The 26,661-nt window shown below is 59.3% G+C and carries 24 protein-coding genes; 8 read left to right on the top strand and 16 right to left on the bottom strand.

Annotated elements, in window-relative coordinates:
- Window positions 1-6 precede the first annotated feature (6 nt).
- Entirely contained in the window at window positions 7-519 is a 513-nt protein-coding gene (locus tag ACA079_RS30700; protein ID WP_497701966.1) for a dihydrofolate reductase, read from the top strand.
- Window positions 520-652: 133 nt separating this feature from the next.
- Here the strand turns inward: ACA079_RS30700 and ACA079_RS30695 are convergent, their stop codons facing one another.
- A complete protein-coding gene (locus ACA079_RS30695) occupies window positions 653-2,044 on the bottom strand; it encodes an L-cystine transporter (protein WP_046045195.1) in 1,392 nt (463 codons plus the stop codon).
- A gap of 255 nt (window positions 2,045-2,299) precedes the next feature.
- On the opposite strand from ACA079_RS30695, the gene ACA079_RS30690 reads away from it, so the two are divergent.
- Window positions 2,300-3,355 carry an HAD family hydrolase gene (locus tag ACA079_RS30690; RefSeq protein ID WP_497701965.1) on the top strand — a complete coding sequence of 352 codons (1,056 nt, stop codon included), beginning with the start codon at window positions 2,300-2,302 and terminating at the stop codon, window positions 3,353-3,355.
- 154 nt (window positions 3,356-3,509) lie between these two features.
- On the opposite strand, the gene ilvD is transcribed toward ACA079_RS30690, so the two are convergent.
- The gene (gene ilvD, locus ACA079_RS30685; protein ID WP_497701964.1) at window positions 3,510-5,351 is read right to left on the bottom strand and encodes a dihydroxy-acid dehydratase; all 1,842 of its coding nucleotides are present in this window, start codon (window positions 5,349-5,351) and stop codon (window positions 3,510-3,512) included.
- 343 nt (window positions 5,352-5,694) lie between these two features.
- Between ilvD and ACA079_RS30680 the strand changes: the two genes are divergently transcribed.
- Window positions 5,695-7,392: a DUF4153 domain-containing protein gene (locus ACA079_RS30680; RefSeq protein WP_497701963.1), complete on the top strand. Its 1,698-nt coding sequence runs from the start codon at window positions 5,695-5,697 to the stop codon at window positions 7,390-7,392.
- 16 nt (window positions 7,393-7,408) lie between these two features.
- Here the strand turns inward: ACA079_RS30680 and ACA079_RS30675 are convergent, their stop codons facing one another.
- The 4 genes from ACA079_RS30675 to ACA079_RS30660 all read right to left on the bottom strand — a co-directional run bounded on the left by ACA079_RS30675 (window position 7,409) and on the right by ACA079_RS30660 (window position 12,281).
- Entirely contained in the window at window positions 7,409-8,614 is a 1,206-nt protein-coding gene (locus ACA079_RS30675) for a multidrug effflux MFS transporter (RefSeq protein WP_497701962.1), read from the bottom strand.
- Complete coding sequence (locus ACA079_RS30670) at window positions 8,607-9,584, bottom strand: diiron oxygenase (protein ID WP_497701961.1); 978 nt, start codon at window positions 9,582-9,584, stop codon at window positions 8,607-8,609. The genes ACA079_RS30675 and ACA079_RS30670 overlap by 8 nt, the downstream gene beginning before the upstream one ends.
- Window positions 9,581-10,660 carry a SagB family peptide dehydrogenase gene (locus ACA079_RS30665; protein WP_497701960.1) on the bottom strand — a complete coding sequence of 360 codons (1,080 nt, stop codon included), beginning with the start codon at window positions 10,658-10,660 and terminating at the stop codon, window positions 9,581-9,583. The genes ACA079_RS30670 and ACA079_RS30665 overlap by 4 nt, the downstream gene beginning before the upstream one ends.
- Window positions 10,661-11,084: 424 nt before the next feature.
- A complete protein-coding gene (locus ACA079_RS30660; RefSeq protein WP_033060516.1) occupies window positions 11,085-12,281 on the bottom strand; it encodes a class I SAM-dependent rRNA methyltransferase in 1,197 nt (398 codons plus the stop codon).
- 312 nt (window positions 12,282-12,593) lie between these two features.
- On the opposite strand from ACA079_RS30660, the gene ACA079_RS30655 reads away from it, so the two are divergent.
- From ACA079_RS30655 to ACA079_RS30645, 3 genes are read left to right on the top strand one after another with little or no spacing between them, the layout of a single operon-like run.
- Window positions 12,594-13,409 (top strand): HDOD domain-containing protein, encoded by an 816-nt coding sequence (locus ACA079_RS30655; protein WP_497704399.1) that lies wholly within the window; start codon window positions 12,594-12,596, stop codon window positions 13,407-13,409.
- Window positions 13,410-13,437: 28 nt separating this feature from the next.
- Complete coding sequence (mutM, locus tag ACA079_RS30650) at window positions 13,438-14,250, top strand: bifunctional DNA-formamidopyrimidine glycosylase/DNA-(apurinic or apyrimidinic site) lyase (RefSeq protein ID WP_008150567.1); 813 nt, start codon at window positions 13,438-13,440, stop codon at window positions 14,248-14,250.
- Between the two features lie 53 nt (window positions 14,251-14,303).
- On the top strand, window positions 14,304-14,627 hold the full coding sequence (locus tag ACA079_RS30645; RefSeq protein WP_497701959.1) for a multidrug transporter: 324 nt from the start codon (window positions 14,304-14,306) through the stop codon (window positions 14,625-14,627).
- A gap of 131 nt (window positions 14,628-14,758) precedes the next feature.
- Here the strand turns inward: ACA079_RS30645 and ACA079_RS30640 are convergent, their stop codons facing one another.
- The 5 genes from ACA079_RS30640 to ACA079_RS30620 all read right to left on the bottom strand — a co-directional run bounded on the left by ACA079_RS30640 (window position 14,759) and on the right by ACA079_RS30620 (window position 19,482).
- Window positions 14,759-15,010: a YfhL family 4Fe-4S dicluster ferredoxin gene (locus tag ACA079_RS30640; protein ID WP_038358877.1), complete on the bottom strand. Its 252-nt coding sequence runs from the start codon at window positions 15,008-15,010 to the stop codon at window positions 14,759-14,761.
- Window positions 15,011-15,133: 123 nt separating this feature from the next.
- Complete coding sequence (gene coaD / locus ACA079_RS30635) at window positions 15,134-15,613, bottom strand: pantetheine-phosphate adenylyltransferase (RefSeq protein ID WP_008150570.1); 480 nt, start codon at window positions 15,611-15,613, stop codon at window positions 15,134-15,136.
- Between the two features lie 115 nt (window positions 15,614-15,728).
- Window positions 15,729-17,324, bottom strand: coding sequence for a GMC family oxidoreductase (locus tag ACA079_RS30630; RefSeq protein ID WP_497701958.1), 1,596 nt, complete (start codon window positions 17,322-17,324; stop codon window positions 15,729-15,731).
- Between the two features lie 153 nt (window positions 17,325-17,477).
- Window positions 17,478-18,023, bottom strand: coding sequence for a twin-arginine translocation pathway signal protein (locus ACA079_RS30625; RefSeq protein ID WP_497701957.1), 546 nt, complete (start codon window positions 18,021-18,023; stop codon window positions 17,478-17,480).
- A 28-nt stretch (window positions 18,024-18,051) separates the two neighbouring features.
- Complete coding sequence (locus ACA079_RS30620; protein WP_497701956.1) at window positions 18,052-19,482, bottom strand: coniferyl aldehyde dehydrogenase; 1,431 nt, start codon at window positions 19,480-19,482, stop codon at window positions 18,052-18,054.
- A 146-nt stretch (window positions 19,483-19,628) separates the two neighbouring features.
- Here ACA079_RS30620 and ACA079_RS30615 point away from each other — a divergent pair, with 146 nt between their 5' ends.
- Both ACA079_RS30615 and ACA079_RS30610 read left to right on the top strand, forming a co-directional pair.
- Entirely contained in the window at window positions 19,629-20,300 is a 672-nt protein-coding gene (locus ACA079_RS30615) for a TetR/AcrR family transcriptional regulator (RefSeq protein ID WP_497701955.1), read from the top strand.
- Between the two features lie 33 nt (window positions 20,301-20,333).
- Window positions 20,334-21,188: a sulfurtransferase gene (locus ACA079_RS30610; protein ID WP_497701954.1), complete on the top strand. Its 855-nt coding sequence runs from the start codon at window positions 20,334-20,336 to the stop codon at window positions 21,186-21,188.
- Window positions 21,189-21,273: 85 nt separating this feature from the next.
- Here ACA079_RS30610 and ACA079_RS30605 read toward each other — a convergent pair whose 3' ends face one another.
- The 5 genes from ACA079_RS30605 to ACA079_RS30585 all read right to left on the bottom strand — a co-directional run bounded on the left by ACA079_RS30605 (window position 21,274) and on the right by ACA079_RS30585 (window position 26,617).
- Complete coding sequence (locus ACA079_RS30605; protein WP_497701953.1) at window positions 21,274-22,101, bottom strand: AraC family transcriptional regulator; 828 nt, start codon at window positions 22,099-22,101, stop codon at window positions 21,274-21,276.
- A gap of 4 nt (window positions 22,102-22,105) precedes the next feature.
- On the bottom strand, window positions 22,106-23,104 hold the full coding sequence (locus ACA079_RS30600; protein ID WP_497701952.1) for a hydrolase: 999 nt from the start codon (window positions 23,102-23,104) through the stop codon (window positions 22,106-22,108).
- 63 nt (window positions 23,105-23,167) lie between these two features.
- Complete coding sequence (gene rsmD / locus ACA079_RS30595) at window positions 23,168-23,779, bottom strand: 16S rRNA (guanine(966)-N(2))-methyltransferase RsmD (protein WP_033060498.1); 612 nt, start codon at window positions 23,777-23,779, stop codon at window positions 23,168-23,170.
- Window positions 23,779-25,269: a M16 family metallopeptidase gene (locus ACA079_RS30590; RefSeq protein ID WP_497701951.1), complete on the bottom strand. Its 1,491-nt coding sequence runs from the start codon at window positions 25,267-25,269 to the stop codon at window positions 23,779-23,781. The genes rsmD and ACA079_RS30590 overlap by 1 nt, the downstream gene beginning before the upstream one ends.
- A complete protein-coding gene (locus tag ACA079_RS30585) occupies window positions 25,262-26,617 on the bottom strand; it encodes a M16 family metallopeptidase (RefSeq protein WP_497701950.1) in 1,356 nt (451 codons plus the stop codon). Before ACA079_RS30585 ends, ACA079_RS30590 begins: the two co-directional genes overlap by 8 nt.
- Window positions 26,618-26,661 lie beyond the last annotated feature (44 nt).

Below are 26,661 nucleotides of genomic sequence, written 5' to 3'. Positions count from 1 at the left end.
GCCGGCATGACTAAATCACTCCCCCTCAGCCTGATTGCAGCCCTCGGTGAAAACCGTGTGATCGGCGTCGACAACAGCATGCCCTGGCACTTGCCGGGGGACTTCAAATACTTCAAGGCCACCACCCTCGGCAAGCCGATCATCATGGGTCGCAAGACCTGGGATTCCCTCGGTCGTCCGTTGCCGGGCCGGTTGAACATCGTGGTCAGCCGTCAGGTGGATCTGCAGCTCGAAGGCGCGGAGGTTTATCCGTCGCTGGAGGCTGCCGTTGTTCGCGCTGAAGAGTGGGCTCGGGAACAGGGCGTCGATGAGCTGATGCTGATTGGCGGCGCGCAGTTGTATGCGCAAGGGTTGGCGCAAGCTGATCGGCTGTATTTGACGCGCGTGGCGCTGAGCCCGGAAGGGGATGCGTGGTTTCCGGAGTTTGATTTGAAGGAATGGAAGTTGGTGTCCAACACCCAGAATCCGGCCGTAGATGACAAGCCTGCGTACAACTTTGAGGTTTGGGAGAAGGCCTAAAAGCATCGTCGGATCGCCGCCCGGAGCAAGCTCGCTCCCACAGTGGTTTGAGGTGAATCACAAATTGTGTGAACACCAAAGATCCCTGTGGGAGCGAGCTTGCTCGCGATAGGTCTGTCAGACGCTGAAAAACCTAAGCGTGGGCCAACTCCGAATGCTCATCCGCATCCAGCAGCTCTTTATCCGTCTGCTGCATGATCTGGCTGGTGATCGCACCGGCCGTTATCGAACCGCTGACGTTCAACGCCGTACGGCCCATGTCGATCAGCGGCTCAACCGAAATCAGCAACGCCACCAGTGACACCGGCAAGCCCATCGCCGGCAACACGATCAACGCGGCAAACGTCGCGCCACCGCCCACGCCAGCCACACCGGCCGAACTCAGCGTCACAATCGCCACCAACGTCGCGATCCACAGCGGGTCCAGCGGGTTGATGCCCACAGTCGGCGCAACCATTACCGCCAACATCGCCGGGTACAAACCGGCACAACCGTTCTGGCCAATGGTCGCGCCGAACGACGCGGCGAAACTGGCGATGGATTGTGGAATACCCAAACGGCTGGTCTGGGCTTCGATGCTCAGCGGAATGGTCGCAGCGCTGGAACGGCTGGTGAAAGCAAACGTCAGCACCGGCCAGATCTTGCGGAAGAAGCGCAGCGGATTGATCCCGGCCGCTGACACCAGCAGGCCATGAACCACAAACATCAGGCCCAGCCCGATGTAGGAAACCACCACGAAACTGCCGAGTTTGATGATGTCCTGCAGGTTAGAGCCGGCGACCACTTTGGTCATCAGCGCCAATACGCCGTACGGGGTCAGCTTCATCACCAGACGCACCAGACGCATCACCCAGGCTTGCAGGGTGTCGATGGCGTTGATCACTTTCTGACCTTTTTCGACGTCATCTTTCAGCAATTGCAGCGCTGCTACCCCAAGAAACGCAGCAAAAATCACCACGCTGATGATCGAGGTCGGCTTCGCGCGAGCGAGGTCGGCGAACGGGTTTTGCGGAATGAACGACAGCAACAGCTGCGGCACATTCAGGTCGGCAACCTTGCCTGCGTAATCGGTCTGGATGGTTTGCAGACGGGCCATTTCCTGAGTGCCAGCGACCAGACCTTCGGCGGTCAGACCAAACAGGTTGGTCAACCCGATACCGATCAGCGCCGCGATGGCGGTGGTGAACAACAGCGTGCCGATGGTCAGGAAGCTGATCTTGCCCAGCGACGAGGCGTTGTGCAGACGGGCCACGGCGCTGAGGATCGAGGCGAACACCAGCGGTATCACGATCATTTGCAGCAACTGCACGTAACCGTTGCCCACCAGATCGAACCAGCCGATCGAGGCTTTCAGTACCGGGTTGCCGGCACCGTAAACGGTGTGCAGGGCCACACCGAACACCACGCCCAGCACCAGTGCGAGCAGGACTTTTTTAGCTAAGCTCCACGTCGTGTGACGGGTTTGCGCCAAGCCGAAGAGCAGGGCGAGGAATACCAGCAGATTGAGGATCAGCGGCAGATTCATGTGAACTCCGAGAGAGACTTGTGCCAGCCACCTTCCGGGGCAGCTGCGAACCGGCAAGCCTAACAGCTTGAAAACTAATGATTTAATATCAAAAAGGTCTGTTAACTGTCGTTTTTGGAATAAGAGGGTGTCGTTGTCGGAGATGCAGCTGACGCGAAAGGGACGCGGGCGGTCGCAGGCAGACGGGGAGTGTCATATTAATTTGATAGCGTCGATCTCTTTGAATCAGGGTCTTTTAATAAGGGAAGCATGCCAATGAAGCTCGCACCGAAATTTCTGGTTGCCGCACTCTGCTTGGGCCTCGCCGGCCAAGCCTTCGCTACGGATTTGAAGCATTGGCCAGCCGATCAGGCCAAGGCGCTGGACGCAATGATTGCCGCCAACGCCAACAAAGGTAACTACGCGGTGTTCGACATGGACAACACCAGTTACCGCTACGACCTCGAAGAGTCGTTGCTGCCGTTCATGGAAAACAAGGGCCTGATCACCCGCGAGAAGCTCGACCCCTCTCTGAAATTGATGCCGTTCAAAGACACCGCCGACCACAAGGAAAGCCTGTTCAGTTACTACTATCGTCTTTGCGAAGTCGACGACATGGTCTGCTATCCATGGGTCGCCCAAGTGTTCTCCGGCTTCACCCTCCAGGAACTCAAGGGCTACGTCGATGAGTTGATGGCGTCCGGTAAACCGGTGCCGGCGACTTACTACGAAGGCGACGTGGTCAAGAACCTCGACGTCAACCCGCCGAAAATCTTCACCGGCCAGAAAGAGCTCTACAACAAGCTGATGGAGAACGGCATCGAGGTCTACGTGATGACCGCTGCCTCCGAAGAACTGGTGCGCATGGTCGCTGCTGATCCTAAGTACGGCTACAACGTGAAACCGCAGAACGTGATCGGCGTGAGCTTGTTGCTCAAGGACCCGAAGACCGGCGAGCTGACCACGGCGCGCAAGCAGATCACCGCGGGCAAGTATGATGAGAAGGCTAACCTCGGCCTTGAACTGACCCCGTACCTGTGGACCCCGGCGACCTGGATGGCCGGCAAGCACGCGGCGATCCTGACTTACATTGATGAGTGGAAAAAACCGGTACTGGTTGGCGGCGACACCCCGAGCAGCGACGGTTACATGCTGTTCCACAGCGTCGATGTGGCCAAGGGTGGCATCCACTTGTGGGTTAACCGCAAAGACAAATACATGACCCAGATTAACGGCATGATGGCCAAGCACGCCGCAGCTCAGGCCAAGGAAGGGTTGCAGGTCACGGCGGACAAAAACTGGGTGATCGTGAAGCCTGAAGAGATTCAGTAACCCCGAGGCGCTCCTATCGCGAGCAAGCTCGCTCCCACAGGAACTGTGTAAGGCCACACTATTGTGATCGACACAAAACCCCTGTGGGAGCGAGTTGGCCGCAAAAAAAATGCCCCGCACTTGGCGGGGCATTTTTTTGTTCAACGGTTAAGCATCACAGCCCGTCGAGCATTGCCTTGTTACGCACGGCACCCTTGTCGGCGCTGGTCGCCAACAGAGCGTAGGCCTTCAGTGCGGTGGTCACCTTGCGTGGACGTTTTTCCACAGGCTTCCAGCCTTTCTGATCCTGCTCGGCACGACGGCCGGCCATTTCTTCGTCGCTGATCAACAGGTTGATCGAGCGGTTCGGAATGTCGATCAGCACTTTGTCGCCATCCTGCACCAGACCAATCGCGCCGCCCGCTGCTGCTTCTGGCGAAGCGTGGCCGATGGACAGACCCGAGGTGCCGCCGGAGAAGCGACCATCGGTGAGCAGGGCGCAAGCTTTACCCAGGCCTTTGGATTTCAGGTACGACGTCGGGTACAGCATTTCCTGCATGCCCGGGCCGCCTTTCGGGCCTTCGTAACGAATGATCACGATGTCGCCGGCTTTCACTTCGTCAGCGAGGATGCCGCGTACGGCGCTGTCCTGGCTTTCGAAGATCTTCGCGTTGCCTTCGAACACGTGGATCGACTCGTCGACACCGGCGGTTTTCACCACGCAGCCGTCCAGCGCGATGTTGCCGTAGAGAACGGCCAGGCCGCCTTCTTTCGAGTAGGCGTGTTCGACGCTACGGATGCAGCCGTTTTCACGGTCGTCGTCCAGGGTTTCCCAGCGGGTCGACTGGCTGAACGCGGTTTGCGTCGGGATGCCCGCCGGACCGGCCTTGAAGAAGTGATGCACGGCTTCGTCGTCGGTCTGGGTGATGTCCCACTTGGCGATGCCTTCAGCCAGGGTTTTGCTGTGCACGGTCGGCAGGTCGGTGTGCAGCAGACCGCCACGGGCCAGCGAGCCGAGGATGCTGAAGATCCCGCCGGCACGGTGCACGTCTTCCATGTGGTACTTCTGGATGTTCGGCGCGACTTTGCACAGTTGCGGCACGTGACGGGAGAGACGGTCGATGTCGCGCAGGTCGAAATCGATCTCGGCTTCCTGGGCCGCGGCCAGCAAGTGCAGGATGGTGTTGGTGGAACCGCCCATGGCGATGTCCAGGGTCATGGCGTTTTCGAACGCCTTGAAGTTGGCGATATTGCGCGGCAATACCGACTCATCGTTGTCGCCGTAGTAACGCTTGCACAGCTCGACGATGGTGCGGCCGGCCTGCAGGAACAGCTGTTCGCGGTCGCTGTGGGTGGCCAGGGTCGAACCGTTGCCCGGCAATGCCAGGCCCAGGGCTTCAACCAGGCAGTTCATCGAGTTGGCGGTGAACATGCCGGAGCACGAACCGCAGGTCGGGCAGGCGCTGCGCTCGTACTCAGCGACTTTCTCGTCAGAAGCGCTGGAGTCGGCGGCGATCACCATGGCGTCGACGAGGTCGAGACCGTGGCTGGCCAGTTTGGTCTTGCCGGCTTCCATCGGACCGCCGGAAACGAAGATCACCGGGATGTTCAGGCGCAAGGAAGCCATCAGCATGCCTGGGGTGATCTTGTCGCAGTTGGAGATGCAGACGATGGCGTCGGCGCAGTGGGCGTTGACCATGTACTCGACGGAGTCGGCGATGATCTCGCGGCTCGGCAGCGAATACAGCATGCCGTCGTGGCCCATGGCGATGCCGTCATCCACGGCAATGGTGTTGAATTCTTTGGCTACACCGCCGGCGCGTTCGATTTCGCGGGCGACCAGTTGGCCCAGGTCCTTGAGGTGGACGTGGCCCGGTACGAACTGGGTGAAGGAGTTGGAAATGGCGATGATCGGCTTTTTGAAGTCGTCATCTTTCATCCCCGTGGCGCGCCACAGTGCGCGGGCGCCGGCCATGTTGCGGCCATGGGTGGATGTTTTCGAGCGGTAATCAGGCATGAAGCACTCCGGGCGGCTAATCAGGTATCAAAAGGGAAGTGAGCTTCTATTGACGTCTGGAACACTCAGAAATGGCCGTGTGTCCGGAAGTTGCCGATAACTTTGCGGGATCGCCGCGCGCTTCAGCTTGAGCTCATAAACCCGCCGGGGGATGACTGGCGATGAATGTCGCGATTCTACACGGCTGGCGTCAGGAGGGAATGCCGGAAGAGGGGGATCCAGCACCGACGGGGCGTGTGGGATGACCATCGGTAAGGTGCGCGAGCGCCTCGCGGGTGTATCACCGTGCGGGACGCTTGGCTAAACTGCCTGCCCTCGCGCAACCCCACCAAAAGGAATTGGAATGTCGCTGTTGAATCGTTCGTTGTGGTTTTACCTGCTGATCGGCCTGTGCCAAGGGTTAGTGATCTGGCAGCTCGAAACACTCAAGACATTGGGCGCGGGGGTGTTGGCGGCAATTCTGACACTGATGTTGGCGGGGGGCCTGTTCTTGCAATTGCTCGGGCCCAAACTCAGAAACCCGCGGGTTCTGGCGCTGACGCTGGCGTTTTGCGTATTGACGATGTCAATCAGCAGCTGGGTCCTTGTGTCTGGCGTGGAATATGGCAATGGCGGACTGTTGAGCACTTGGCAGTTGACCAGTGTGCCGCTGTGTTACGTGGTGTGTGCGTTTCTGGCCAGTTGGCCTTCCGGCGAAGGTCGCAGCTGGCGCTATGACGATCTGTTCCGGTACGCCTGGAGCCATGTGTTCGTGGTGTTTTTTGCACTGATACTGACCGTTGTTTTCGGTTTGCTGCTTCTGCTCTGGAGCAAGCTGTTTCTCATGCTGGGCATCGGGTTCTTTGAAAAGCTATTCAGTTCCCCGGTGTTTATTTGCCTGAGTGGACCGATGGTGTTTTCCCTGACCATGCGCCTGGGCCTGCACAACGAAAAAGTCATTGGCATGTTGCGAGGTGTCTTCCTGGCGGCGTGTCTTTTTCTGTTGCCACTGATCACGCTCATTACTGTTCTGTTTACCGTGACGCTCCCCTTCACCGGCCTACAAAAGATTTGGGCCACTGGTCACTCGACCCCGATTTTATTGTGTTTGGTGGGGACGTATCTGTTTTTGCTCATGGGGGTGTTTCAGGATGGGCGTCAGGCTCAGCCCTATCCGGTGTGGCTGATGCGTTGTGTTGAGGCGGGTTTGCTGTGCTTGCCGGTGCTGATGGTGGTGGCCGGGTACTCAAGCTGGCTGCGGGTTGAGCAGTACGGGCTGTCGCCCCGGCGTTTTTTCGGCCTGTTGCTGGTCGCGGTCATCGCGGCGCATAGCCTGGCCGCGGCGTGGACCGTGGCGCAACGCAAGACCCAATGGCTGGACGGTTTGCGGCGCAGTAACCCGGCCCTTGCCCTGGCAGTGTGCGTGGTGTTGGTGCTGATCAATACGCCTTGGCTCAATGCGCAATCGTTCAGCGCACGGGATCAGGTGCAACGTTTGCTCGATGGCCGCACGTCGGTGTTGACGTTCGATGCCAACTACTTGCGCAACGGGCTCGGCGTGTCCGGACGGCAGCAATTTGAGGCGTTGTCCGAGCGGCTTGAGCGCAATGAGATTCTCGATGCGCCCGCGCGCGAGGTGCTGCGCGCCCAGATGAAACAAACACCCGGTGAAACCACCTATACGTTCCCGCCGGCGGAGCCGACACCCGTGAACATTGAATGGGTAGGGCCGAGAGTGGACGGCAGCGAGCAATTTGTCAGCCTGAACAGCAAAAAGCGTAAGTGCCAGGATGACGGGTGCGTGATGTGGGCGGCCGACCTGGACGGCGATGGCCAAGCCGAAGTGCTGCAATTCAATCAACAGCCGTGGGACCACAGCACGTTCCTCTATAAACGCGCAGCCGACGGTGAGTGGAAATATGTCACCGTGCTCCAGGGCAAGAATGTCACACCGCAGCACCTTGACCAGCTACGTGCGGGCGAAGTGAAACTCATCGAGCCGCGCTTCAAGAATGTTCAAATAGGTACGCTCTCGCTGGTTCCCGAACCTGAGGAACAATGACACCGCACCCACTGCATCAGGCTTCGCGCAAGGCCGGGTTGCGCAGACGGATGCGACAGATCATGACCAGCCCGACGCTGCTCAAGGCGATGAAGCTGAGGGCCAGCGTCAGTTGCAGTTCGAAGGAACTCAGGTTGATCAGGGCGCTGGTCAGGCCGCCGAAGATGAATACCAGCGTGTTCCCGGCCGACGCCGAGGTGCCGGCCATGTCCGGAAAAACCTCCATCGCCTTGGAGGTGGCGATAGGGCGAGCGATGGTGGTGCCGGCGGTGCAGACGATCATCGGGATCAGCACCGTCAGGGTCGACAGCCCCATCACGTTTGAGAGCATGAGCATTACCAGCCCCGAAAAGAAGATCAGGCTTAGACCGATGATGATCTGTGTATTGGAAGCGATTCGCCCAGCCAGGACTCGAGCGACAATGCCGCCGATGATGTAGGCCACGCCATACAGCAGCAGTGTCAGGGAAAACTCGTAGGCCGAAAGCTGCAACTGCTCCATGAAGATCAGGGGCGAGATGACAATGAAGGAAAAGTGGCAGGTGAAGGCGATTGCGGCGATCAGCCAATAGCCGAGGAAATCCGCATCGCGACAGACGCGCCGGTAGGACTGAAGAATGCTTCGGCGCGGGGTTGTGGCGGTGTGCCGGTTTTCAAGAAAGAAGCAGGCCTTAAGGAACACGGCGGCGGCGAGGGCAATAAAGACAATGAAGCTTGCGGGCCAGTCCAGTGCCTGTTGCAACAGGGTGCCAGCCAGTGGCGAAACGGAAATGAAGATCCCGCTGGCGGTGACCATCAGAATCCGCAGTTGATCCCGTTCCTTGCCGTCGAACAGATCCTGGACCAGCGCCTGCGAAAGTACGAAGCAACCGCAGCCGATGGCCTGCACCACCCGGAACATCAGGAACCAGGCGTAGTCGGTGGACAGCACGCAGCCAGTCGCACCGACAATCGAGACCGCCATTCCCGCCAGCAGCAGACTTTTACGCCCGATGACATCCGAGAGCGGCCCGACCAGTAGTTGGGAAAGTGCGATCCCGATGGCAAACAGACTGATGGAAAACGCGATATCGCCTGGCGTGGTCCGGAAGTGTTCGGCCAGCGCCGGGAACGATGGCAGCAGAACATCCAGAGGGAAGACCCCGAGCATCACCATGGTCATTAATAGGATGATCGCAGAGCGGCGGTGTTTGACACTGACCGCAGATTTTCCTTCATCCATCGACAAGTCCCGCCTGTGCGAAGAGCTGCTGGTTAAAAGGCAGGTCGAAAAAACCTGCCTTTTCCATTGCCTGTAGCGTCGCGCCTGCACCTGATCGGGCACGCTGAAGGCAGGCTTGCGGGCCGGTCAGGGCACTGAGGATTTCTGCGACGCAATTCTCCCTGAGGCCCACGCTGTTCAGGCTTTCCTTCAGCCATCGCTCATCGACCTCAAAGAAAGTCAGGATGATGTCCACCAGCAGCTTCGCGGCGAACGTGCGTTGGCTGCTGTTCAGGGTCAGCCACAGATAATGGAACACTTCGCAAAAGTAACGACTGTGTCGGGCCTCGTCGGTGAGGTGATCCCTGAGCATTTCCTGAACGCTGGACACCAGCTCGTTGCGACAAACCTCGAGCAGTTCCCTGGCGATGATGGTCTCGGACACGAAACCGACGAGAAACCAGGCCAACGCCTTATGCCTCTCTGGGCTGTGGTCAATCAGGGCGCTCAGTCGGGTAATGCGGTGCGGCATCACCGGGCGTTGGGTCATGCCGTAGAGGTCGGCTATCTGCTCGGCGAGACTATTGGAGAACAGGGCGTGATAACCCTCATCGGTATAGAGCTGGAGGGCGGCCGTTTTCATCCGTCGGGGGATGGACGCGCCGAGCTCATCGTGGACGATGGTTTCCACGGAGCGGTTGACGATTCGATGTTCGAGCCGGGTGGTGTAGTCGAGGAAATACACCAGATGGTTGGCCGATAATCGATGGATGATCGCGCTGCCGGCTGCTTCGATGGCCGGGTGACTCAGGTAGGGCAGGAAGGCGGGCGGGAACCAGTGTCGTGTTTCCAGTTGCCGTTCCAGATCTGATGGCAATTGATAGGTGTGTTCGCTGGTTCGTACCGAGGCTCGAGTGTTCCAGTCGCCGAGGGTGAAACGCTGGGCCCAGGCGTCGGGCAGTGACAGGTCGTCTGTGCGGGGCTCGGTCATTGTTGTGAGCCTCGGCTGCTTAGCAGTGCTTTCAATTCCTTGCACATCACTTGCCCGTCACTCTGGCCGCAGCCAACAAAGAACAACGCTTGTTCGGCGCTGTCCTCGATCCCCAGCAACGTTTCGACCTGATCGTCCGCCAACGCACCGGTTAGCCAAGTGCTTAACCCAAGTGCGGTGGCCACCAGTTGAAAGGTCTGGGAAATATGGCCTGCCTCGACGTAAGCCATTCGGTAGGCCCGCGAGTGTTCATATTTCCACCACAATTTGTCGAAGCGAGCGGTGATGAACAGGCCGACCGGCAGGTTGTTGATGAAATGCTGCCCACACAACAACTGACCCAAGGGTGAGTCAGGCACCGGATTGACGAAGCTCAACGCATGTTCATTGGGGTGGTAGGCGTAGAGCCCGGGATTCAGACCGCTGACGTTCTGAGCATGAAGAAAACCTTCGCAGGCATTCAGTCCGCCACCGGATGGACTGCTGCGCCGGGCGCCGAGACCTTCCGCGATGGTTTCGTCGATGTCGTTTTCGCGCTCACGCAGATAACCAAGGGACAAATACAAAAGAGTGCCCACATCGTCGAGAGAAACCCCTTCACCCGTGAAGGAACGACAGGTCTTTCGGTCGATCAAGGTCTTTGCAAGTGCGCTTTGCGGCAGACAGGAAGGTTGGGGCAGGGCAATCCGCTCGCTTGTCGGGCGTTCTGTGAGTCTGACCTCCGGGGCAGGAGTGGCCAGTACTTCGGCGCAATGGTCCAGATAGTGTCTTGACCATTCATTAATATCTTGGGGGACATATTCACAAGGAATGTTCTTTGTGCCGATATGAAATATCTTCGACAGTTCATCCCAGCCCCATTCAAGGGGGGCTTGTATTGAAGATGTGAGTATTCCCGCGTTCAGGAGTTGCGTGTCTATGATGTTGTTGTCATTAAACTTTTCAGGGTTGTCAATAAGGTGTGCGAGACGGGTTGAATATTCAAGATTCAATTCGAACTGTTTGTGGTTCTTGTAATCCCAGACTATTTGTTCGGGCGTGCGAGGAAGTATGAATATATAGGGGTTTATCTGCATGATTGGCGACTCACTCTGGTCTTTGCCATAGAAAACGCTGGGTAGCCGGCACTCCCCAGCGCTTCATTTACTTAGCGGGCATTTGGCGCAACCAGAAAAGCCAGGTTGGCGATTTTGTTAGCTTCCAGAGTAATTGCTTTCATGTTTTGAACTCCTTGTAATTGATAGTGAGTGTCACTCCTTTGTGACGACTTAATCATAGTTTGTAATGAGTTCTTATCAAGGGGAGATTGAGTAGGAATGTTCCAGTAATTTTGTCGGATCGATCTGAGGGTTGGATAAATCTTGTAAGTTCTGTCCGCTAAAATAAAAGACAAAGCGAAACGTCCTGCAAGTCATTAAGACCGCTAGAGTAGGAAGTTGGAGAATTCAATAACAGATAACAGAACGGGGAGCCGGTTGGCTCCCCGTCAAACCGGCGAAATCAGCTGTTTGGCAGCAGACGGCAGGTGATGCTCTTGATGTAGCGGGTTTCGGCGATGGCCGGGTGAACCGGGTGATCCGGGCCCTGACCGCCGCGCTCCAGCATCTGGATATTGCGATCCAGGTGACGGGCGCTGGTCAGCAGGATGTTCTGCAGATCGTCTTCCGGCAGGTGCATCGAGCACGAAGCGCTGACCAGGATGCCGTCCTTGCTGAGCAGGCGCATGGCTTGCTCGTTCAGGCGACGGTAGGCACCTTCACCGTTCTTCATGTCTTTTTTGCGTTTGATGAACGCCGGAGGATCTGCAACGATCACGTCGAAGCGCTCTTCGCTGGCTTTCAGCTCTTTCAGGGCTTCGAACACGTCGCCTTCAATGCAGGTCATCTTGTCGGCGAAGCCATTCAGCGCGGCGTTGCGCTCGACGCCGTCGAGGGCGAAGGCCGACGCATCGACGCAGAACACTTCACTGGCGCCGAAAGCGGCAGCTTGCACGCCCCAGCCACCGATGTAGCTGTACAGGTCGAGAACGCGTTTGCCTTTGGCGTAAGGTGCCAGACGCGCGCGGTTCATGCGGTGGTCATAGAACCAGCCGGTTTTCTGTCCCTGGATGACGGGCGCTTCGAATTTCACGCCGTTTTCTTCCAGGGCAACCCACTCCGGCACCAGGCCGAACACGGTTTCGACGTAGCGGTTGAGGCCTTCGGCATCACGGGCAGCGGAGTCGTTCTTGAACAGAATGCCGCTAGGCTTGATCACTTGGGTCAGCGCCGCGATCACGTCTTCTTTATGGGCTTCCATGGTTGCCGAAGCGATCTGTACCACCAGGATGTCGCCGAAACGGTCGACTACCAGACCTGGCAGCAGGTCGGAATCGCCGTAGACCAGGCGATAGAACGGCTTGTCGAACAGGCGATCGCGCAGGGACAGGGCAACGTTCAGGCGATGCACCAGCAGCGACTTGTCCAGCGGCAACTTGATGTCGCGCGACAAGAGGCGGGCGCAGATCAGGTTGTTCGGGCTCATGGCAACGATGCCCAGCGGCTTGCCGCTGGCTGCTTCGAGGATCGCCTGGTCGCCGGCCTTGAAGCCGTGCAAAGGAGTAGCGGCTACATCGATTTCGTTGCTGTAGACCCACAAGTGGCCGTTTCGCAGGCGACGGTCGGCGTTGGCTTTGAGGCGCAGGCTAGGCAGGGACATGACGTCGCTCCGGAAAAAAGAGCGGGAGTATAGCGTGTTGAGTGTTGTGGCGGGCTGGGCGGGCGATGAAACGCTGATGACGCCTTCGCGAGCAAGCTCGCTCCCACATTTGGAATGCATTCCCCTGTGGGAGCGAGCTTGCTCGCGAAGGCGATTTCATATGCTGCCGACATTGAAACTTCAGGCGATGGACCGGCCAAGGTGTCGGATCCAACTTTATAAGGGTTAGAATCGCCGCCTGTCCCAGAGTGTGTATTTATGTCCCCAGAGCTGACTACCGAACAGATTCAACAGTCCCTGCAAGGCATCAGCGTGCCGGCCCAGCCGCAAATCATGGTGGATTTGCAGATGGAACAGTACATGCCCGATCCGGATCTGGAGGTGATCGCGAAGCTGATCTCCCAAGACCCGGGCCTCTCTGGCGCCTTGTTGAAAATCGTCAACTCGCCGTATTACGGCTTGAGCAACAAGATCGCCTCGATTCAGCGTGCAGTAAATCTGCTGGGCAGCCGCTCGATCATCAACCTGATCAACGCGCAGTCGATCAAGGGCGAGATGAACGACGACACCATCGTCACCTTGAATCGTTTCTGGGATACCGCTCAGGACGTGGCGATGACCTGCCTGACCCTGGCCAAGCGCATCGGCGCCCAGGCCGGCGATGAAGCGTACGCCCTGGGTCTGTTCCATGACTGCGGCGTGCCGCTGATGCTCCAGCGCTTCCCGAACTACATGACCGTTCTGGAAGAGGCCTACGCCAATGCCAGCGCCGAATGTCGGGTGGTGGATACCGAGAATCGGGTGTTCAATACCAATCATGCGGTGGTGGGTTATTACACCGCCAAATCCTGGCGCCTGCCCGAGCATGTGACCGCCGCCATTGCCAATCACCACAATGCGTTGGCGATTTTCAGCGATGAGTCGTCGCGCAACAGCCAGCTGAAAAACCTGCTGGCGATCCTGAAGATGGCCGAGCACATTTGTGCGTCCTATCGAGTGCTGGGCAACCAGCGTGATGACCACGAGTGGGACAGCATCGCACCGCTGGTTCTCGATTATGTCGGCCTCTCGGACTACGACTTCGAGACCCTCAAACAAACGATTCGTGACCTTGGCGCTCACCGCTGAGCGTTGTACAGCCTGATTCGAGAGCACCATGCCGGAACTGCCTGAAGTCGAAACCACTCGCCGCGGGATTGCGCCGCACCTGGAAGGCCAGCGCGTCAGCCGGGTGATCGTGCGTGAGCGGCGCTTGCGCTGGCCCATTCCCGAAGACCTGGATGTGCGGCTGTCTGGCCAGCGCATCGTGTTGGTGGAGCGACGCGCGAAGTACCTGCTGATCAATGCCGAAGTCGGCACGCTGATCAGCCATTTGGGGATGTCGGGGAATCTGCGTCTGGTGGAAATCGGCACGCCGGTGGCCAAGCATGAGCATGTGGACATCGAACTGGAATCCGGCCTGGCCTTGCGTTACACCGACCCGCGACGGTTTGGCGCGATGCTCTGGAGCCTTGACCCACTCAACCATGAGTTGTTGATTCGCCTGGGGCCGGAGCCGTTGACCGACCTGTTCGACGGCGAACGCTTATTCCAGCAGTCCCGCGGGCGATCCATGGCGGTCAAGCCGTTCATCATGGACAACGCAGTGGTGGTTGGCGTGGGCAATATCTACGCAACCGAAGCGTTGTTCGCCGCCGGTATCGACCCGCGTCGTGAGGCCAAGAGCATCTCTCGGGGGCGTTATCTGAAACTGGCGATCGAGATCAAACGCATCCTGGCGGCCGCTATCGAGCGCGGCGGCACCACATTGCGCGACTTTATCGGCGGTGACGGTCAGCCGGGTTATTTCCAGCAGGAGCTGTTCGTGTACGGTCGTGGCGGCGCGCCCTGCAAGGTCTGTGGCACGGAGCTGCGGGAAGTGAAGCTCGGGCAGCGCGCCAGCGTCTTTTGCCCGCGTTGTCAGAGCTGATACGCCCAGGGTCTATAGTCAGTGTTCTGATTGCCTAGCCCAAGGACCGTGCCATGAACCTGTTTCGAACCGTTGTCGTCGTTTTGCTGCTGAGCGTCGGTGCGCCAGCGCTGGCAGCAAACACGGGCAGCGGCGATCCGCGTTACACCATCCAGAATCCCCCGGCGTACGCCATGATCGGCGATTTGCTGATTGCCCGACCTTTGTTGGTTGCGGCAACAGTGATCGGCGCCGGGGTGTTTGTGGTGTCGTTGCCGTTTACCGCGTTGGGCGGCGGCGTTGGCGATGCGGGGCAGGCGTTGGTGGTCGACCCGGCGAAAGCGGCGTTCGTGCGGTGTTTGGGGTGTATCGGGGAGGGGTTTGAGCAGCGGGAGTGAAGTCAGTTACTTCTTTGGTGTGGCTGATGGCCCTATCGCGAGCAAGCTCGCTCCCACAGTTGATCGCGGTCTAATGTGGGAGCGAGCTTGCTCGCGATGAGGCCGGCACAGTCGCTACAAAACTATCTGAATCAAGCCTTGCCGGTAATGATCCGGTACTTCTCCATCAACTGCTCTTCAGTCTCCGGATGCGCCTCGTCCAGCGGAATGCAATCCACCGGGCACACTTGCTGGCACTGAGGTTCGTCGTAGTGGCCGACGCACTGGGTGCACAGGTTCGGGTCGATCACGTAGATCTCTTCGCCCTGGGAGATGGCGGCGTTCGGGCACTCGGGTTCGCAGACGTCGCAGTTGATGCAATCGTCGGTGATGATCAGGGACATGCTAACTCCAGCCAGGGCGGAAGGCCCGGGCGCAATAAACCAATGCGCACAATTGTGCCGCATTGGCGCCCGCAGTGCACGCGGACGCGATCAAGGGGAAAAGATCGCAGCCTGCGGCAGCTCCTACTTTTTGAAGCGTTCGTTCAGGGCGTCCGCCACCGCAGGGTGGACAAACTTGGTGATATCGCCGCCCAGGGCTGCGATTTCACGCACCAGCGTCGAGGAAATGTACGAATAACGCTCGGACGGGGTAAGAAACAGACTTTCCACATCCGGTGCCAGCTGACGGTTCATGTTGGCCAGCTGGAATTCGTATTCGAAGTCCGATACCGCACGCAAACCACGCAGGAACACGTTGGCGTTCTTCTCTTTGGCGAAATGCGCCAGCAATGTCGAGAAGCCGACGACTTCAACGTTCGGCAGATGTTTAGTGACCTCGCGGGCCAGCGCCACACGTTGTTCCAGGGGAAACAACGGGTTTTTCTTCGGGCTGGCGGCGACGGCGATGATCACATGATCGAACAGGCGCGCGGCGCGTTCGACCAGATCGCCATGGCCCTTGGTAATAGGGTCGAAGGTACCTGGGTACAACACTCGGTTCATCGCGTCGTCCTGGCGGGAGTCCGTTGGGGAGTCGGATGGTATCGCAGCCTTCCCGGTCGGCCAAGTCGCCTTTTGGGTAAGAAAGCACTATAGACGATTGGAATATTCTCCATTTTCATGGGTTTTTCAAACGTTCGGCCAAAGAAGTTGCCAGCTGCGCCGTCAGCCCGTAGACCGACAATTGCGGGTTTGCGCCAATGCTGGTGGGGAACAGCGAGCCGTCATGAATCGAGAGGTTGCCTAACTGATGATGCCGGCCGAGGCTGTCAGTCACGGCGTTTTTCGGGTCTTCACCCATGGCACAACCGCCCATCACATGGGCGCTGCCCAGGCGTGTGCGGTACAGCTCAAGGCTCAGGCCGTCGATCAGCGTGCGCGCTTCGGCCAGGGTTTTCACGTAGCGAGCGTCGGCGTGCATTGGCATCACCGCATGGGCACCGCCCGCGAACTGGATCTCGGCCATGCTGTGGAACGCCCGACGCAATCCGTCCCAGGCATAGGGTGACACCTGATAGTCGAGCACCGGCGTGCCGTCACCGCGTAATTCGACGCTACCGCCGGGGCTGTCCGGGTGGAAACCGTCCCGCAGCAACGCCAACATGGCGTGGGTGTGGGGCAGGTTTTCCATGTGTTGGGCGTTTTCCTTGCCGAAACCGCCGAGCAGGGTCGTGGCCAGTGCCGGGTGCAGCGGCGGCACTTCGAGCTTGTAAGACATTTTTCCGGTGGTGCCGTCCTGCCATTGGAAATGGTCGGAATAGATCGACTGTGGCGCGCCATAGAACGGGTTGATCACCTCGTCGAACAGCCCGGCCGACATGTTCACCAAGTGTAGAAAAGTCCTTTTGCCCAGCCGTTTGTGCGGATCCGGCGCCTCGGAGCGCATAAGCAGCGCCGGGCTGTTGATCCCGCCCCCGGCCAGCACGTAATGCCGCGCCTTGACCGTGATCGTGTGTCCGGTAGGTGCGACGCAGCGGTCGTCCATCGCTACGCAATGCAAGCCCGTGACCTTGTCGCCGCTGATCAAGAGCTTTTCGGCGCGAGCCAGATAGAGCAACTCGCCCCCTTTTTCCAAAGTCGCCGGGATGGTCGTGACCAGCATCGATTGCTTGGCATTGGTCGGGCAACCCATGCCGCAGTAGCCGAGGTTCCAGCAGCCACGCACATTGCGCGGGATCACATGCCAGGCGTAGCCGAGTTTTTCGCAGCCTTTGCGGATCACGTCGTTGTTGGCGTTGGGCGGGATCATCCAGGGGGCGACGCCCAGGCGTTGCTCCATTTTCTCGAACCATGGCGCCATCTCGGCCGGCGTGTGGCCTTTGACGTCGTGTTCCTTGGCCCAGTGGTCGAGGGTCGGGTCCGGCGTGCGAAAGCTTGAGGTCCAGTTGATCAGCGTGGTGCCGCCCACCGCCCGGCCCTGAAGGATGGTGATCGCGCCGTCCTTGCTCATGCGGCCGATACCTTCCTGATAGAGGCTGGTGTAGGCCTGGTCTTCAAGCATCTTGAAGTCGCTGCTGGTCTTGAGCGGGCCTTCCTCGATCAGCAATACCTTGTAGCCCGCGGCGCTGAGGATTTCGGCGGTGGTGCCACCGCCAGCGCCGCTGCCGATAATCGCCACGTCCGCTTCGAGGGTCAGGTCCTGGGTCAGTTGTGAACCGTTATAGGTTTTCCAGCCACGGGCCAGGCCTTCGCGGAACGGATCGGGTACGGGCATCTTCAGGTTCTCTTCTTATTTTAATGTGATGGTGAGGCGTCTGACGCCATCGCGAGCAAGCTCGCTCCCACAGGGTTGGAGGTGGGCCACCCTTTTGTGAACGACTCAAACCCTGTGGGAGCCGAGCTTGCTCGCGATAGGGTCAACTCGGTTTCAGACCGTGGGTGGCCCGGGATACCCGCAATGCGCCCACGATTCCGCCCGGCTGTACCACGCCATCATCACCAGTTGCAGCAGCGAGCTATGGCCCATGCGCAGCAGACTTAACGAGCTGTTTTCCCAGCGATCGAGAAAGTACCGGATATCGTCGGCACTGGCGTTTTCCCAACTGCCCCAGATCCCGGTCAGTGGTCCGCGAGTCACGGCCATTCCCAGCACATCGAATAACTGTTGGGTGAGCTTGAGCATTTCCGGCGACAGGTGATTCAGGCCGTTATCCAAGCAGTGCAGGGTTTCACCGCCGGCCGCCGGCATCTTTTCGACGGCCACAGCGCCGTCGAGCATCACCGGAATCAGAGCCCGCAAAAACAGCAAGTCACCGCTGCGCAGAATCGCGAAACCGCTGGCCGGAATGCTCGATGAGCAACCGCTGAGGCTCGCTCCCAAACCGGCGGTGGCGAGAAAAGCGCTGGCGCCCAGGCTGAACTTAAGCAAGCCGCGCCGTGACAGCGCGGGTGTATCGGACAGACTTGGGCTCATTATTGTTATTACCCGAAGGAGATGATCGTTAGCGGATAAACAGCTTCTGAATCAGCTTCTGAATGGATTTTCCGTACGGCGGGTAGATCAATTTCGCCGCATTGAACCGCTGTTTGATCAGCACACCTTTGGCTTTGCTGAACGTCAGAAAACCTTCGTGGCCGTGGTAATGGCCCATGCCCGAGGCGCCGATCCCGCCGAATGGCATATCGTCCTGAGCGACGTGCAGCAGGGTGTCGTTCAGGCACACGCCGCCGGAATGGGTTTCGTGAAGTACGCGGTGTTGCTCACGCTTGTCGTAGCCAAAGTAGTACAGGGCCAGTGGACGAGGTCTTTCATTGATATAGGCGAAGGCCTGATCCAGATCCCTGTAGGGAACGATCGGCAACAGCGGGCCGAAGATTTCGTCCTGCATCACCATCATGTCGTTGCTGACGTTGAGCAGCAGGCTGTGGCTCATGCGACGCCCCTGGCCCTTGTCGAACAGCGGAATCAGCAGCGCGCCCTTGCTGGTGGCGTCGCTGATGTAGCCATTGAGGCGCGCCAATTGTCGGTCATTGATGATCGCGGTGTAGTCCGGGTTGTCGGTCAAGGTCGGATAAAACCCGCGTACCGCCTGACGATAGGCTTCGACGAAAGCGCCTACGCGATCTTCCGGCACCAGCACATAGTCCGGGGCCACGCAGGTCTGTCCGGCGTTGAGCGTCTTGCCGAAGGCGATGCGTTCGGCAGCATCCTTGAGCGGCACGTCGCGGGACACGATTGCCGGGGATTTACCGCCGAGTTCGAGGGTTACAGGGGTCAGGTTTTCGGCCGCTGCACGCATCACGTGTTTGCCGATGCTGGTGGCGCCGGTGAACAGCAGGTGATCGAAACGCAATCTGGAGAACGCGACACCGATATCGGCTTCGCCCAGTACCACGCAGACCAGGTCTTGCGGGAAGATTCGGCCCAGCAGTTCCTTGAGCAACAAACCGGTGGCGGGGGTCGATTCGCTGAGCTTGAGCATTACCCGATTGCCTGCCGACAACGCGCCTACCAATGGCCCGATGGCCAGATACAGCGGGTAGTTCCACGGCACGATCACCCCGACCACACCCAACGGTTGATAAACGACTTTGGCCGCCGCGGGTTGAAAGGCAACCCCGACCTTGCGCTTCGACGCCTTCATCCAGCCTTTGAGGTGCTGACTGGCGTAGTGAATGCCGTGCAGACTGGGCATCAGTTCGGCGAGCAGGGTTTCATCGGCGCTGCGATGGCTGAAATCCTGGCTGATGGCATCGATCAGTGCCTGACGCTCATTACTCAACAGATCGCGCAGGGCTTTTAGCCATTGCTGGCGCTGTGCGGCGGGTGGCATCGGGTTGGCGGCATACGCCGCGCGTTGGGCGTCGAACAGGGTCTGGAGCTCTTCCAGGGGCTGCTGCAGGTTCTGCAGGTAGGCGATGTCAGCAGTCATGGTCGGCTCCGGATTTATTGTAATTAGGGACGTTTTAGAGTCTGTGCTCTAGAAAGTCAAATGACACCCTGGCGCAGCTTTGTTTTATCCACTCGCGGTTAGGTCGTAAGATGCCCGTCAACGCATTCTGAATTAAAGCCCAAGCCATGGCCCCTCGGATCAAAACCAGCGAGCGCATCGTGCAGAACAGCCTGGAACTGTTCAATCAGCAGGGTGAGCGCAGCATCAGCACCAACCACATTGCTGCCCACATGGAAATTTCCCCGGGCAACCTGTACTACCACTTCCCCAACAAGCAGGCGATCATCGCCGTGCTGTTCAGTGAGTACGAAAGCCTGGTGGACAGCTTCCTGCGCCCGCCCCAGGGTCGTGCCGCCACGGTCGAAGACAAGCGCTTCTACCTTCAGGAATTGCTGGCCGCCATGTGGCGCTACCGGTTTTTGCACCGCGATCTGGAGCACCTGCTCGACAGTGACCCGGAGCTGGCCGCCCGTTATCGGCGCTTTTCCCAGCGCTGTCTGATCCATGGCACGCACATCTATGCGGGCTTCGTCGAGGCCGGCATCCTGCAAATGGACAAGGTTCAGATCGAATCCCTGACGCTCAATGCCTGGATCATCCTGACGTCCTGGGTGCGTTTTCTCTGCACCACACGTGAAAATTCCAAGCACCTGAGCGAACAGGCCATTAAACGTGGTGTGTATCAGGTGCTGGTGCTTGAGGCGGGTTTTGTCACGGATCAGTCTCGCGATGCGGTGAATGCCCTGTTCGAGGAGTTTTACGTGCCACTGGCCCAAGCGCTGGAAGAAGTGCAGTAGGATTCAAAACAGACTTAATCACAGGAGCCCGTTATGCCCATTGCGCAACTGATCAGCCCGCAAGCGTTGGACCTGAAAAAGGAGCAGCCGGGGCTGGTGATTCTGGATTGTCGTTTTGCCCTCGAAGACCCGGATTACGGCCAGCGCAGTTATGCCGAAGGGCATATTGCCGAGTCGAGCTTCGCCGATCTTGAGCGTGATTTGAGCGGGACAGTGATCAAGGGTGTGACCGGGCGTCATCCGTTGCCTGAACCTGAAGACTTGATCGAACGTCTGCAAGCCTGGGGCGTCAACGCCGACAGCGATGTGATTTTGTACGACGACGGTCCGGGTGCCTACGCGGCGCGGGCCTGGTGGTTGCTGGCCTGGCTGGGTAAACGTGACGGCGTGTTCATTCTGGATGGCGGGCTCAAGGCCTGGCACGCGGCCGGTTTGCCCCTGAGTCTTGATGCGCCGCAGATTGAACGGGGCACCTTCACGGGGTCGCCGGACAACGCGCTGATCTTGAGCGCCGAACAGCTCCAGCAACGTCTCGGCCAGCCCGCGCTGACCCTGCTTGATGCCCGCGGCTTGCCGCGTTTCAAGGGCGAAGTAGAGCCGATCGACCCGATCGCCGGGCACATCCCCGGCGCGAAATGTGCGGCGTTCACCGACAACCTGGGCAGCGACGGGCGTTTTCTGCCGGCCGATCAGCTCAAGCAGCGTTTTGCCGAGAAGCTCGGTGATCGTTCGCCGACCGATCTGGTGGCGTACTGCGGTTCTGGCGTGACGGCCTGTCATAACCTGTTCGCGCTGTGCCTGGCGGGTTATCCGTTGGGATCGTTGTATGCCGGTTCATGGAGCGAGTGGATCAACGATCCTGCGCGGGGCGTCGCCAAGGGCGAATGAAGATCAAAAGATCGCAGCCTGCGGCAGCTCCTACAGTGGAATGTGTACACCTGTAGGAGCTGCCGCAGGCTGCGATCTTTTGATTCTAAAGCCGGGCGCTGCGATACGCGCCCGGTCCCACGCCGTAAACCTGCTTGAACTGCCGACTCAGATGACTCTGGTCAGCAAATCCCAGCTGCGTAGCCACTTCCAGCGGCAAACAACCATTCTGTAACAACGCCCGCGCCCGGGCGATGCGCTGCTGCATCAGCCAGGTGTGCGGCGGCATGCCCGTGGCGCGGCGGAACACCCGGGCGAAGTGGAAGGGTGAAAGGTTGACCGCCGCTGCCAGTTCTTCCAGCGAAGGCGGCGTCGCCAATTGTGCTTGAAGTAGATCCTTGGCCAGTGTCACCGCCCGATGTTCCTTGCCCGGCTTGCCTGCAATCGGCACGGCCGCGTGCCGTTGCAGCAGCGACAGCATCATTTCCCGCCAGACCGTTTGTTGTTGCAAGGCAGTGGACGGACTTTCCAGTAGACGATGCAGTTGGCAGAAACCCTTCACCAGATCCGGATCGCGATACAGCGTCGCGCCAAACGCCGGCAAGTTGTTGGTCGGCAGTTCCAGCTCCGCCAACAGCGAGAGAATCTGCCCGCTGTCCGGATAGAACGCCCGATACAACCAACCATCCTCCGTACCTTTATGGCCGGTGTGCAGTTCGTCCGGATTGATCAGCACCAGCGTGCCGCTACCGGCCAGGTGTTCGGCGCCGCGATAGCGATAACGCTGGGCGCCGGCCATGATCATGCCGATCACGTAACCGTCATGCACATGGGGCGCGAAACGGTGTTCGATGTAGCGTGCGGACAATAACTCGACGCCGGCCAACGGTGCTGTTTGCCAGAATCGGATCGACTCGCCCTGATCGACGGCCATGGCCTTACTGACGACCCACGGCGGTCAGCCATTGCGGGATGCGGCGTTCCAGGTAGTAACCCGGTTGCCTGAACGAACCCTCGACGAAGCCGACATGCCCACCCTTGGTCTGTAACTCGAATTGAGTGCAGGCAGACAATTCGTCGGCTTGCGGCAGGCTATGAGGAAATATAAACGGGTCATCGGCCGCTTGAATGATCAGGGTTGGCGTACGAATTTCGCCAAGGAAATAGCGACTTGAGGCGCGGTCATAGTAATCCTTGGCATCGACGAATCCGTTCAGCGGCGCGGTGACCCGGCCATCGAAATCCCAGAACGTGCGCATGTTCTCCAGAGAGCCCAGCGCGGCCAATGCCGCCAGTCCATCCTCGCGCCCGTCATGTTGAAACTGGCGTTGTTTGTTCTTGATGTAGGCCACCATCTCCCGCATAAAATGCGCCTGATAGACCTTGGAGAAACCCTGGCCGATACGGTCGGCGCATTGATCGAGACGAAACGGCACCGACACCGCCACCGCACCGACCACGCCGCTATTGCTGCCGGATTCGCCCAAGTGCTTGAGCAACACATTGCCGCCCAGGGAATAGCCGACCGCATACAACGGCGCGAGCGGTCGTTGGGCCTTCAGGTGTTTGATGGTTTCGGCCAGGTCTTCACTGGCGCCGGAATGGTAGCTGCGGGGTAACAGATTCGGCTCGCCCGAACAGCCGCGCCAGTTCAGTGCGACGCTGGCCCAGCCTTGAGCTCCCAGTGCTTTCTGCACTCCGGCCACGTAAGGCGAATTTGAAGAACCGGTCAGACCGTGCAACACCAGCACCAGTGGCGCATCGGCGCTGTGCGGGCCGTGCCAGTCGAGGTCGAGAAAGTCGCCATCCTCAAGCCACAAGCGTTCGCGCTGGCGTTCGATGTGCGTGGTTTTGCGCCACAGCGGTCCCCACAAGGTTTGCAAGTGCGGGTTGCCGAGGCCGAAGGCCGGGGTGAAGCGTTCTGGCAGATGGGGCACGATGGTTCTCGATGCAGCGGTGCGAGCCTCGCTTGAGGCGCGCACCTTTTTCAGGCCGGTTGATTAACCGGCAATCTCTGCCATACGTTGCCACAACGCGTAATACACCCGCCCGGATTTCTGCTCCCGGTGCAGGCGCCAGTTGCCTGGTAAGCCAAGGCTCGATGGCGCATTCTCGCTTTCAGTGTAGATCCAGGCTTCATCGGCCAGCCACTGACGCTCTTCAAGTAATGCGCAAACGCCCGGCAACAGGTTCTGGTTGAACGGCGGATCGAGGAACACCAGGTCGTAAGCAGTCGCTGTCTGGGTTTCCAGGTAGCGCAGGGCATCGGCGGTCTGAATCTGGCCGGTGGTGCAGCGCAGCGTGCCCAGATGTTCCTTGATGCTGGCGACCGCGATGTTACTGGCGTCCAGCGCCTGACCCATGGCTGCGCCACGGGACAAGGCTTCGAGGAACAACGCGCCGCTGCCGGCGAACGGGTCCAGAACCTTGGCGCCAGCGACATACGGCGCGAGCCAGTTGAACAGGGTTTCACGCACCCGGTCCGGCGTCGGACGCAGGCCCGGTGCATCCGGGAAGCTCAGCTTCCGGCTGCCCCATTCGCCGCCGATAATGCGCAGTTGGTTCACGCCGTTATGGACGTTGTGAACGGGTTTTTTAGGACGAGTGGCCATTAATGCTCCGGAACCCCGAGCGGTTGCTCGGCAGGTTTATCAGTTGGGGCCGGTAACGGCTTTTGCGGCACGGTCGGGCCAGCGCTGACGATGACCATTTTATCCGTGCTCAAGTGTTTGTTCAGTGCGGTTTTGACCTGTTCGACCGTCAGGCTCTGGGACTCGCGCATGAAGTCATCCAGATAGCTCAGCGGCAGGTTGTAAAAACCCATGGCGCCGAGTTGGCCGACGATATCGGCGTTACTGGCGGTGGACAGCGGGAAGCTGCCGGCCAGTTCGCGCTTGGCGTCGTCGAGTTCTTTCTGGGTCGGGCCGGTTTTAAGGTAGTCGGCGAGCACGTCCTGCACCAGTTTCAGCGTGCCTTCGCTCATCTCGGCGCGGGTTTGCAGGTTGATCATGAACGGGCCGCGTGCCTGCATCGGGGTGAAGCCCGAATACACGCCATAAGTCAGGCCGCGCTTCTCGCGCACTTCGCTCATCAACCGGGTGCCGAAGCCACCGCCGCCAAGAATCTGGTTGCCCAAGGACAGTGCCGCGTAGTCCGGGTCGTCACGGTCGATGCCCAATTGCGCGAGCATCAGGTTGGTCTGCTTGGACGGAAACTCGATGTGGCCGATGCTGGCTTTCGGTTCTTCCGGTTGCGGGATTCTCGCCAGCTCAGGGCCTTTTGGCAGCGCGCTGGAGACTTGCGCAGCAATCGACTCCGCCTCGGCACGAGACAGGTCGCCCACCAGCGCAATCACCACGTTGCCAGCCGCGTAGGCCTTCTCATGGAACGCCTTCAGTTGAGCCAGTGTGATCGCTGGAACGGTTTTCGCCGTGCCGTCGCTGGAGTGCGCGTACGGGTGATCGCCGTACAGACGGTTCATCAGCTCCAGGCTCGCAAGTTTGCCGGGGTTCTGCTTCTGGTACTCGAAACCGGCGAGCATCTGGTTCTTGATGCGCGCAAAGGAATCGGCCGGGAAGGTCGGTTTGCCGACGACTTCAGAGAACAACTTCAGGGCCGGTTCGCGTTTGTCCGCGGCGCTGAGGCTGCGCAACGAAGCCAATGCCATGTCTTTAAACGCGCCGTTGCCAAAGTCTGCGCCCAGGCCTTCGAAGCCCTGAGCGATGGCGCCAACGTCTTTGCCGGCCACACCTTCGTTGAGCATGGCGTTGGTCAGCACGGAGAGGCCAGGTGCGTCGCCGTCCTGGCTGCTGCCGGCGGCGAAGATCAGGCGCATGTCGAACATCGGCAGTTCCCGGGCTTCAACAAACAGCACCTTGGCGCCCTCGGCGGTTTTCCAGGTCTGCACGTCCAGCGCGCGGTGGCTTGGCGCTTTGCCGTCGAGTTCGGCCAGCGATTGCAGCTTCTGGCTGGCCTTGGCCTTGTCGAGGGCTTCGCTGGCCTTGGATTCGTCGGTCTTCGAGAAGTAAAACGCGGCAGACCCGATCAATGCGACAGCGATCAAGCTAATCAGCGCCAGGCGCGGTTTTTTACGCTCACTCATGAGTCGTCTCCTCTGGCAATACATGGGCGACGCTGAGACGTTCGCGGGTGAAATACAGCTTGGCGGCTTTCTGGATGTCTTCCGGGGTCACGCTTTCCAGCTCGGCGAGTTCGGTGTCCATCAGCTTCCACGACAGGCCGACAGTTTCCAGTTGGCCAATGGCGGTGGCCTGGCTGGTGATCGAATCACGCTCGTAAACCAGACCGGCAATGACCTGGGCGCGGACACGCTCCAGTTCTTCAGCGGACGGCGCGGTGGTTTTCAGCTGTTCGAGCAGCTTCCACAGGCCTGCTTCAGCCTGAGCCATGGTTTTCTTTTTCTGGGTATTGGGCGTTGCCGACAAGGTGAACAGGCTGTCGCCCCTGGTGTAGGCGTCGTAGCTCGACGAGCCGCCGGACACCAGCTCTTCGCCGCGCTCCAGTTGTGTCGGGATACGTCCGCTGTAGCCGCCGTCGAGCAGGGCGGAGATCAGGCGCAAGGCGTTGACCGAGCGTTTGTCTTCTGCGGTGGCGATGCTTGGCACGTTGAAACCCAGCATCAGGCTTGGCAATTGGGTCTTCACATGCAGGGTGATCTGCCGTTCGCCGGGTTCGGCCAGTTCCAGCGGGATTTTCGCCGATGGCACATCACGTTTGGCGATCGGGCCGAAATAGCGCTGGGCCAGGGTTTTGACCTCGTCCGGGGTCACGTCGCCCACCACCACCAACGTGGCGTTGTTTGGCACGTACCAGGATTGGTACCAGTGGCGCAGCTCTTCGACTTTCATGCGGTCCAGGTCAGCCATCCAGCCGATGGTCGGCGTGTGGTAACCGCTGGCCGGGTAAGCCATGGCCTTGTAGCGTTCGTAGGCCTTGGACATCGGCTTGTCGTCGGTGCGCAGGCGACGTTCTTCTTTAATGACTTCGATCTCGCGGGCGAACTCGTCGGCCGGCAGACGCAGGCTGGCCATGCGGTCGGCTTCCAGCTCGAAGGCCACGCCCAGACGGTCGCGGGCCAGCACCTGGTAATACGCCGTGAAGTCATCGCTGGTGAACGCGTTCTCTTCGGCGCCGAGGTCGCGCAGGATCAGCGACGCTTCGCCGGGGCCGACTTTCTCGCTGCCTTTGAACATCATGTGTTCCAGGGCGTGGGACAAACCGGTCTGACCCGGGGTCTCGTAGCTAGAGCCGACCTTGTACCAGACTTGGGAAACCACCACCGGCGCACGATGATCTTCGCGCACGACGACCTTCAGGCCGTTATCGAGGGTGAATTCGTGAGTGGGTTGTGGATCGGCAGCCAGGGCCGAGAGGGGCAGACAAACTGTGCTGAGCAGCAGGCCTGCAGCGCGGCGGGCTAGAGCATTCATTCGTTTTTAAACCTTTGGGGCTGCCCGCTTGGTCTTAGCGTCGG

This window comes from Pseudomonas sp. LBUM1645 (genome assembly GCF_059716185.1).
This window is presented reverse-complemented; position numbering and strand designations above follow the sequence as displayed.

Bases quoted from the DNA above. Each gene is read 5' to 3' on its own strand.
- ACA079_RS30615 (WP_497701955.1), top strand. From the start codon at position 19,629: ATGGCCCCTCGGATCAAAACCAGCGAGCGCATCGTGCAGAACAGCCTG.
- ACA079_RS30640 (WP_038358877.1), bottom strand. From the start codon at position 15,010: ATGTCCCTGATCATCACCGACGATTGCATCAACTGCGACGTCTGCGAA.
- ACA079_RS30625 (WP_497701957.1), bottom strand. From the start codon at position 18,023: ATGAGCCCAAGTCTGTCCGATACACCCGCGCTGTCACGGCGCGGCTTG.
- mutM (WP_008150567.1), top strand. From the start codon at position 13,438: ATGCCGGAACTGCCTGAAGTCGAAACCACTCGCCGCGGGATTGCGCCG.
- ACA079_RS30690 (WP_497701965.1), top strand. From the start codon at position 2,300: ATGAAGCTCGCACCGAAATTTCTGGTTGCCGCACTCTGCTTGGGCCTC.
- ACA079_RS30630 (WP_497701958.1), bottom strand. From the start codon at position 17,324: ATGCCCGTACCCGATCCGTTCCGCGAAGGCCTGGCCCGTGGCTGGAAA.
- coaD (WP_008150570.1), bottom strand. From the start codon at position 15,613: ATGAACCGAGTGTTGTACCCAGGTACCTTCGACCCTATTACCAAGGGC.
- ACA079_RS30700 (WP_497701966.1), top strand. From the start codon at position 7: ATGACTAAATCACTCCCCCTCAGCCTGATTGCAGCCCTCGGTGAAAAC.
- rsmD (WP_033060498.1), bottom strand. From the start codon at position 23,779: ATGGCCACTCGTCCTAAAAAACCCGTTCACAACGTCCATAACGGCGTG.
- ACA079_RS30645 (WP_497701959.1), top strand. From the start codon at position 14,304: ATGAACCTGTTTCGAACCGTTGTCGTCGTTTTGCTGCTGAGCGTCGGT.
- ACA079_RS30665 (WP_497701960.1), bottom strand. From the start codon at position 10,660: ATGCAGATAAACCCCTATATATTCATACTTCCTCGCACGCCCGAACAA.
- ACA079_RS30590 (WP_497701951.1), bottom strand. From the start codon at position 25,269: ATGAGTGAGCGTAAAAAACCGCGCCTGGCGCTGATTAGCTTGATCGCT.
- ACA079_RS30620 (WP_497701956.1), bottom strand. From the start codon at position 19,482: ATGACTGCTGACATCGCCTACCTGCAGAACCTGCAGCAGCCCCTGGAA.
- ACA079_RS30605 (WP_497701953.1), bottom strand. From the start codon at position 22,101: ATGGCCGTCGATCAGGGCGAGTCGATCCGATTCTGGCAAACAGCACCG.
- ilvD (WP_497701964.1), bottom strand. From the start codon at position 5,351: ATGCCTGATTACCGCTCGAAAACATCCACCCATGGCCGCAACATGGCC.
- ACA079_RS30585 (WP_497701950.1), bottom strand. From the start codon at position 26,617: ATGAATGCTCTAGCCCGCCGCGCTGCAGGCCTGCTGCTCAGCACAGTT.
- ACA079_RS30670 (WP_497701961.1), bottom strand. From the start codon at position 9,584: ATGACCGAGCCCCGCACAGACGACCTGTCACTGCCCGACGCCTGGGCC.
- ACA079_RS30695 (WP_046045195.1), bottom strand. From the start codon at position 2,044: ATGAATCTGCCGCTGATCCTCAATCTGCTGGTATTCCTCGCCCTGCTC.
- ACA079_RS30675 (WP_497701962.1), bottom strand. From the start codon at position 8,614: ATGGATGAAGGAAAATCTGCGGTCAGTGTCAAACACCGCCGCTCTGCG.
- ACA079_RS30660 (WP_033060516.1), bottom strand. From the start codon at position 12,281: ATGTCCCTGCCTAGCCTGCGCCTCAAAGCCAACGCCGACCGTCGCCTG.
- ACA079_RS30680 (WP_497701963.1), top strand. From the start codon at position 5,695: ATGTCGCTGTTGAATCGTTCGTTGTGGTTTTACCTGCTGATCGGCCTG.
- ACA079_RS30610 (WP_497701954.1), top strand. From the start codon at position 20,334: ATGCCCATTGCGCAACTGATCAGCCCGCAAGCGTTGGACCTGAAAAAG.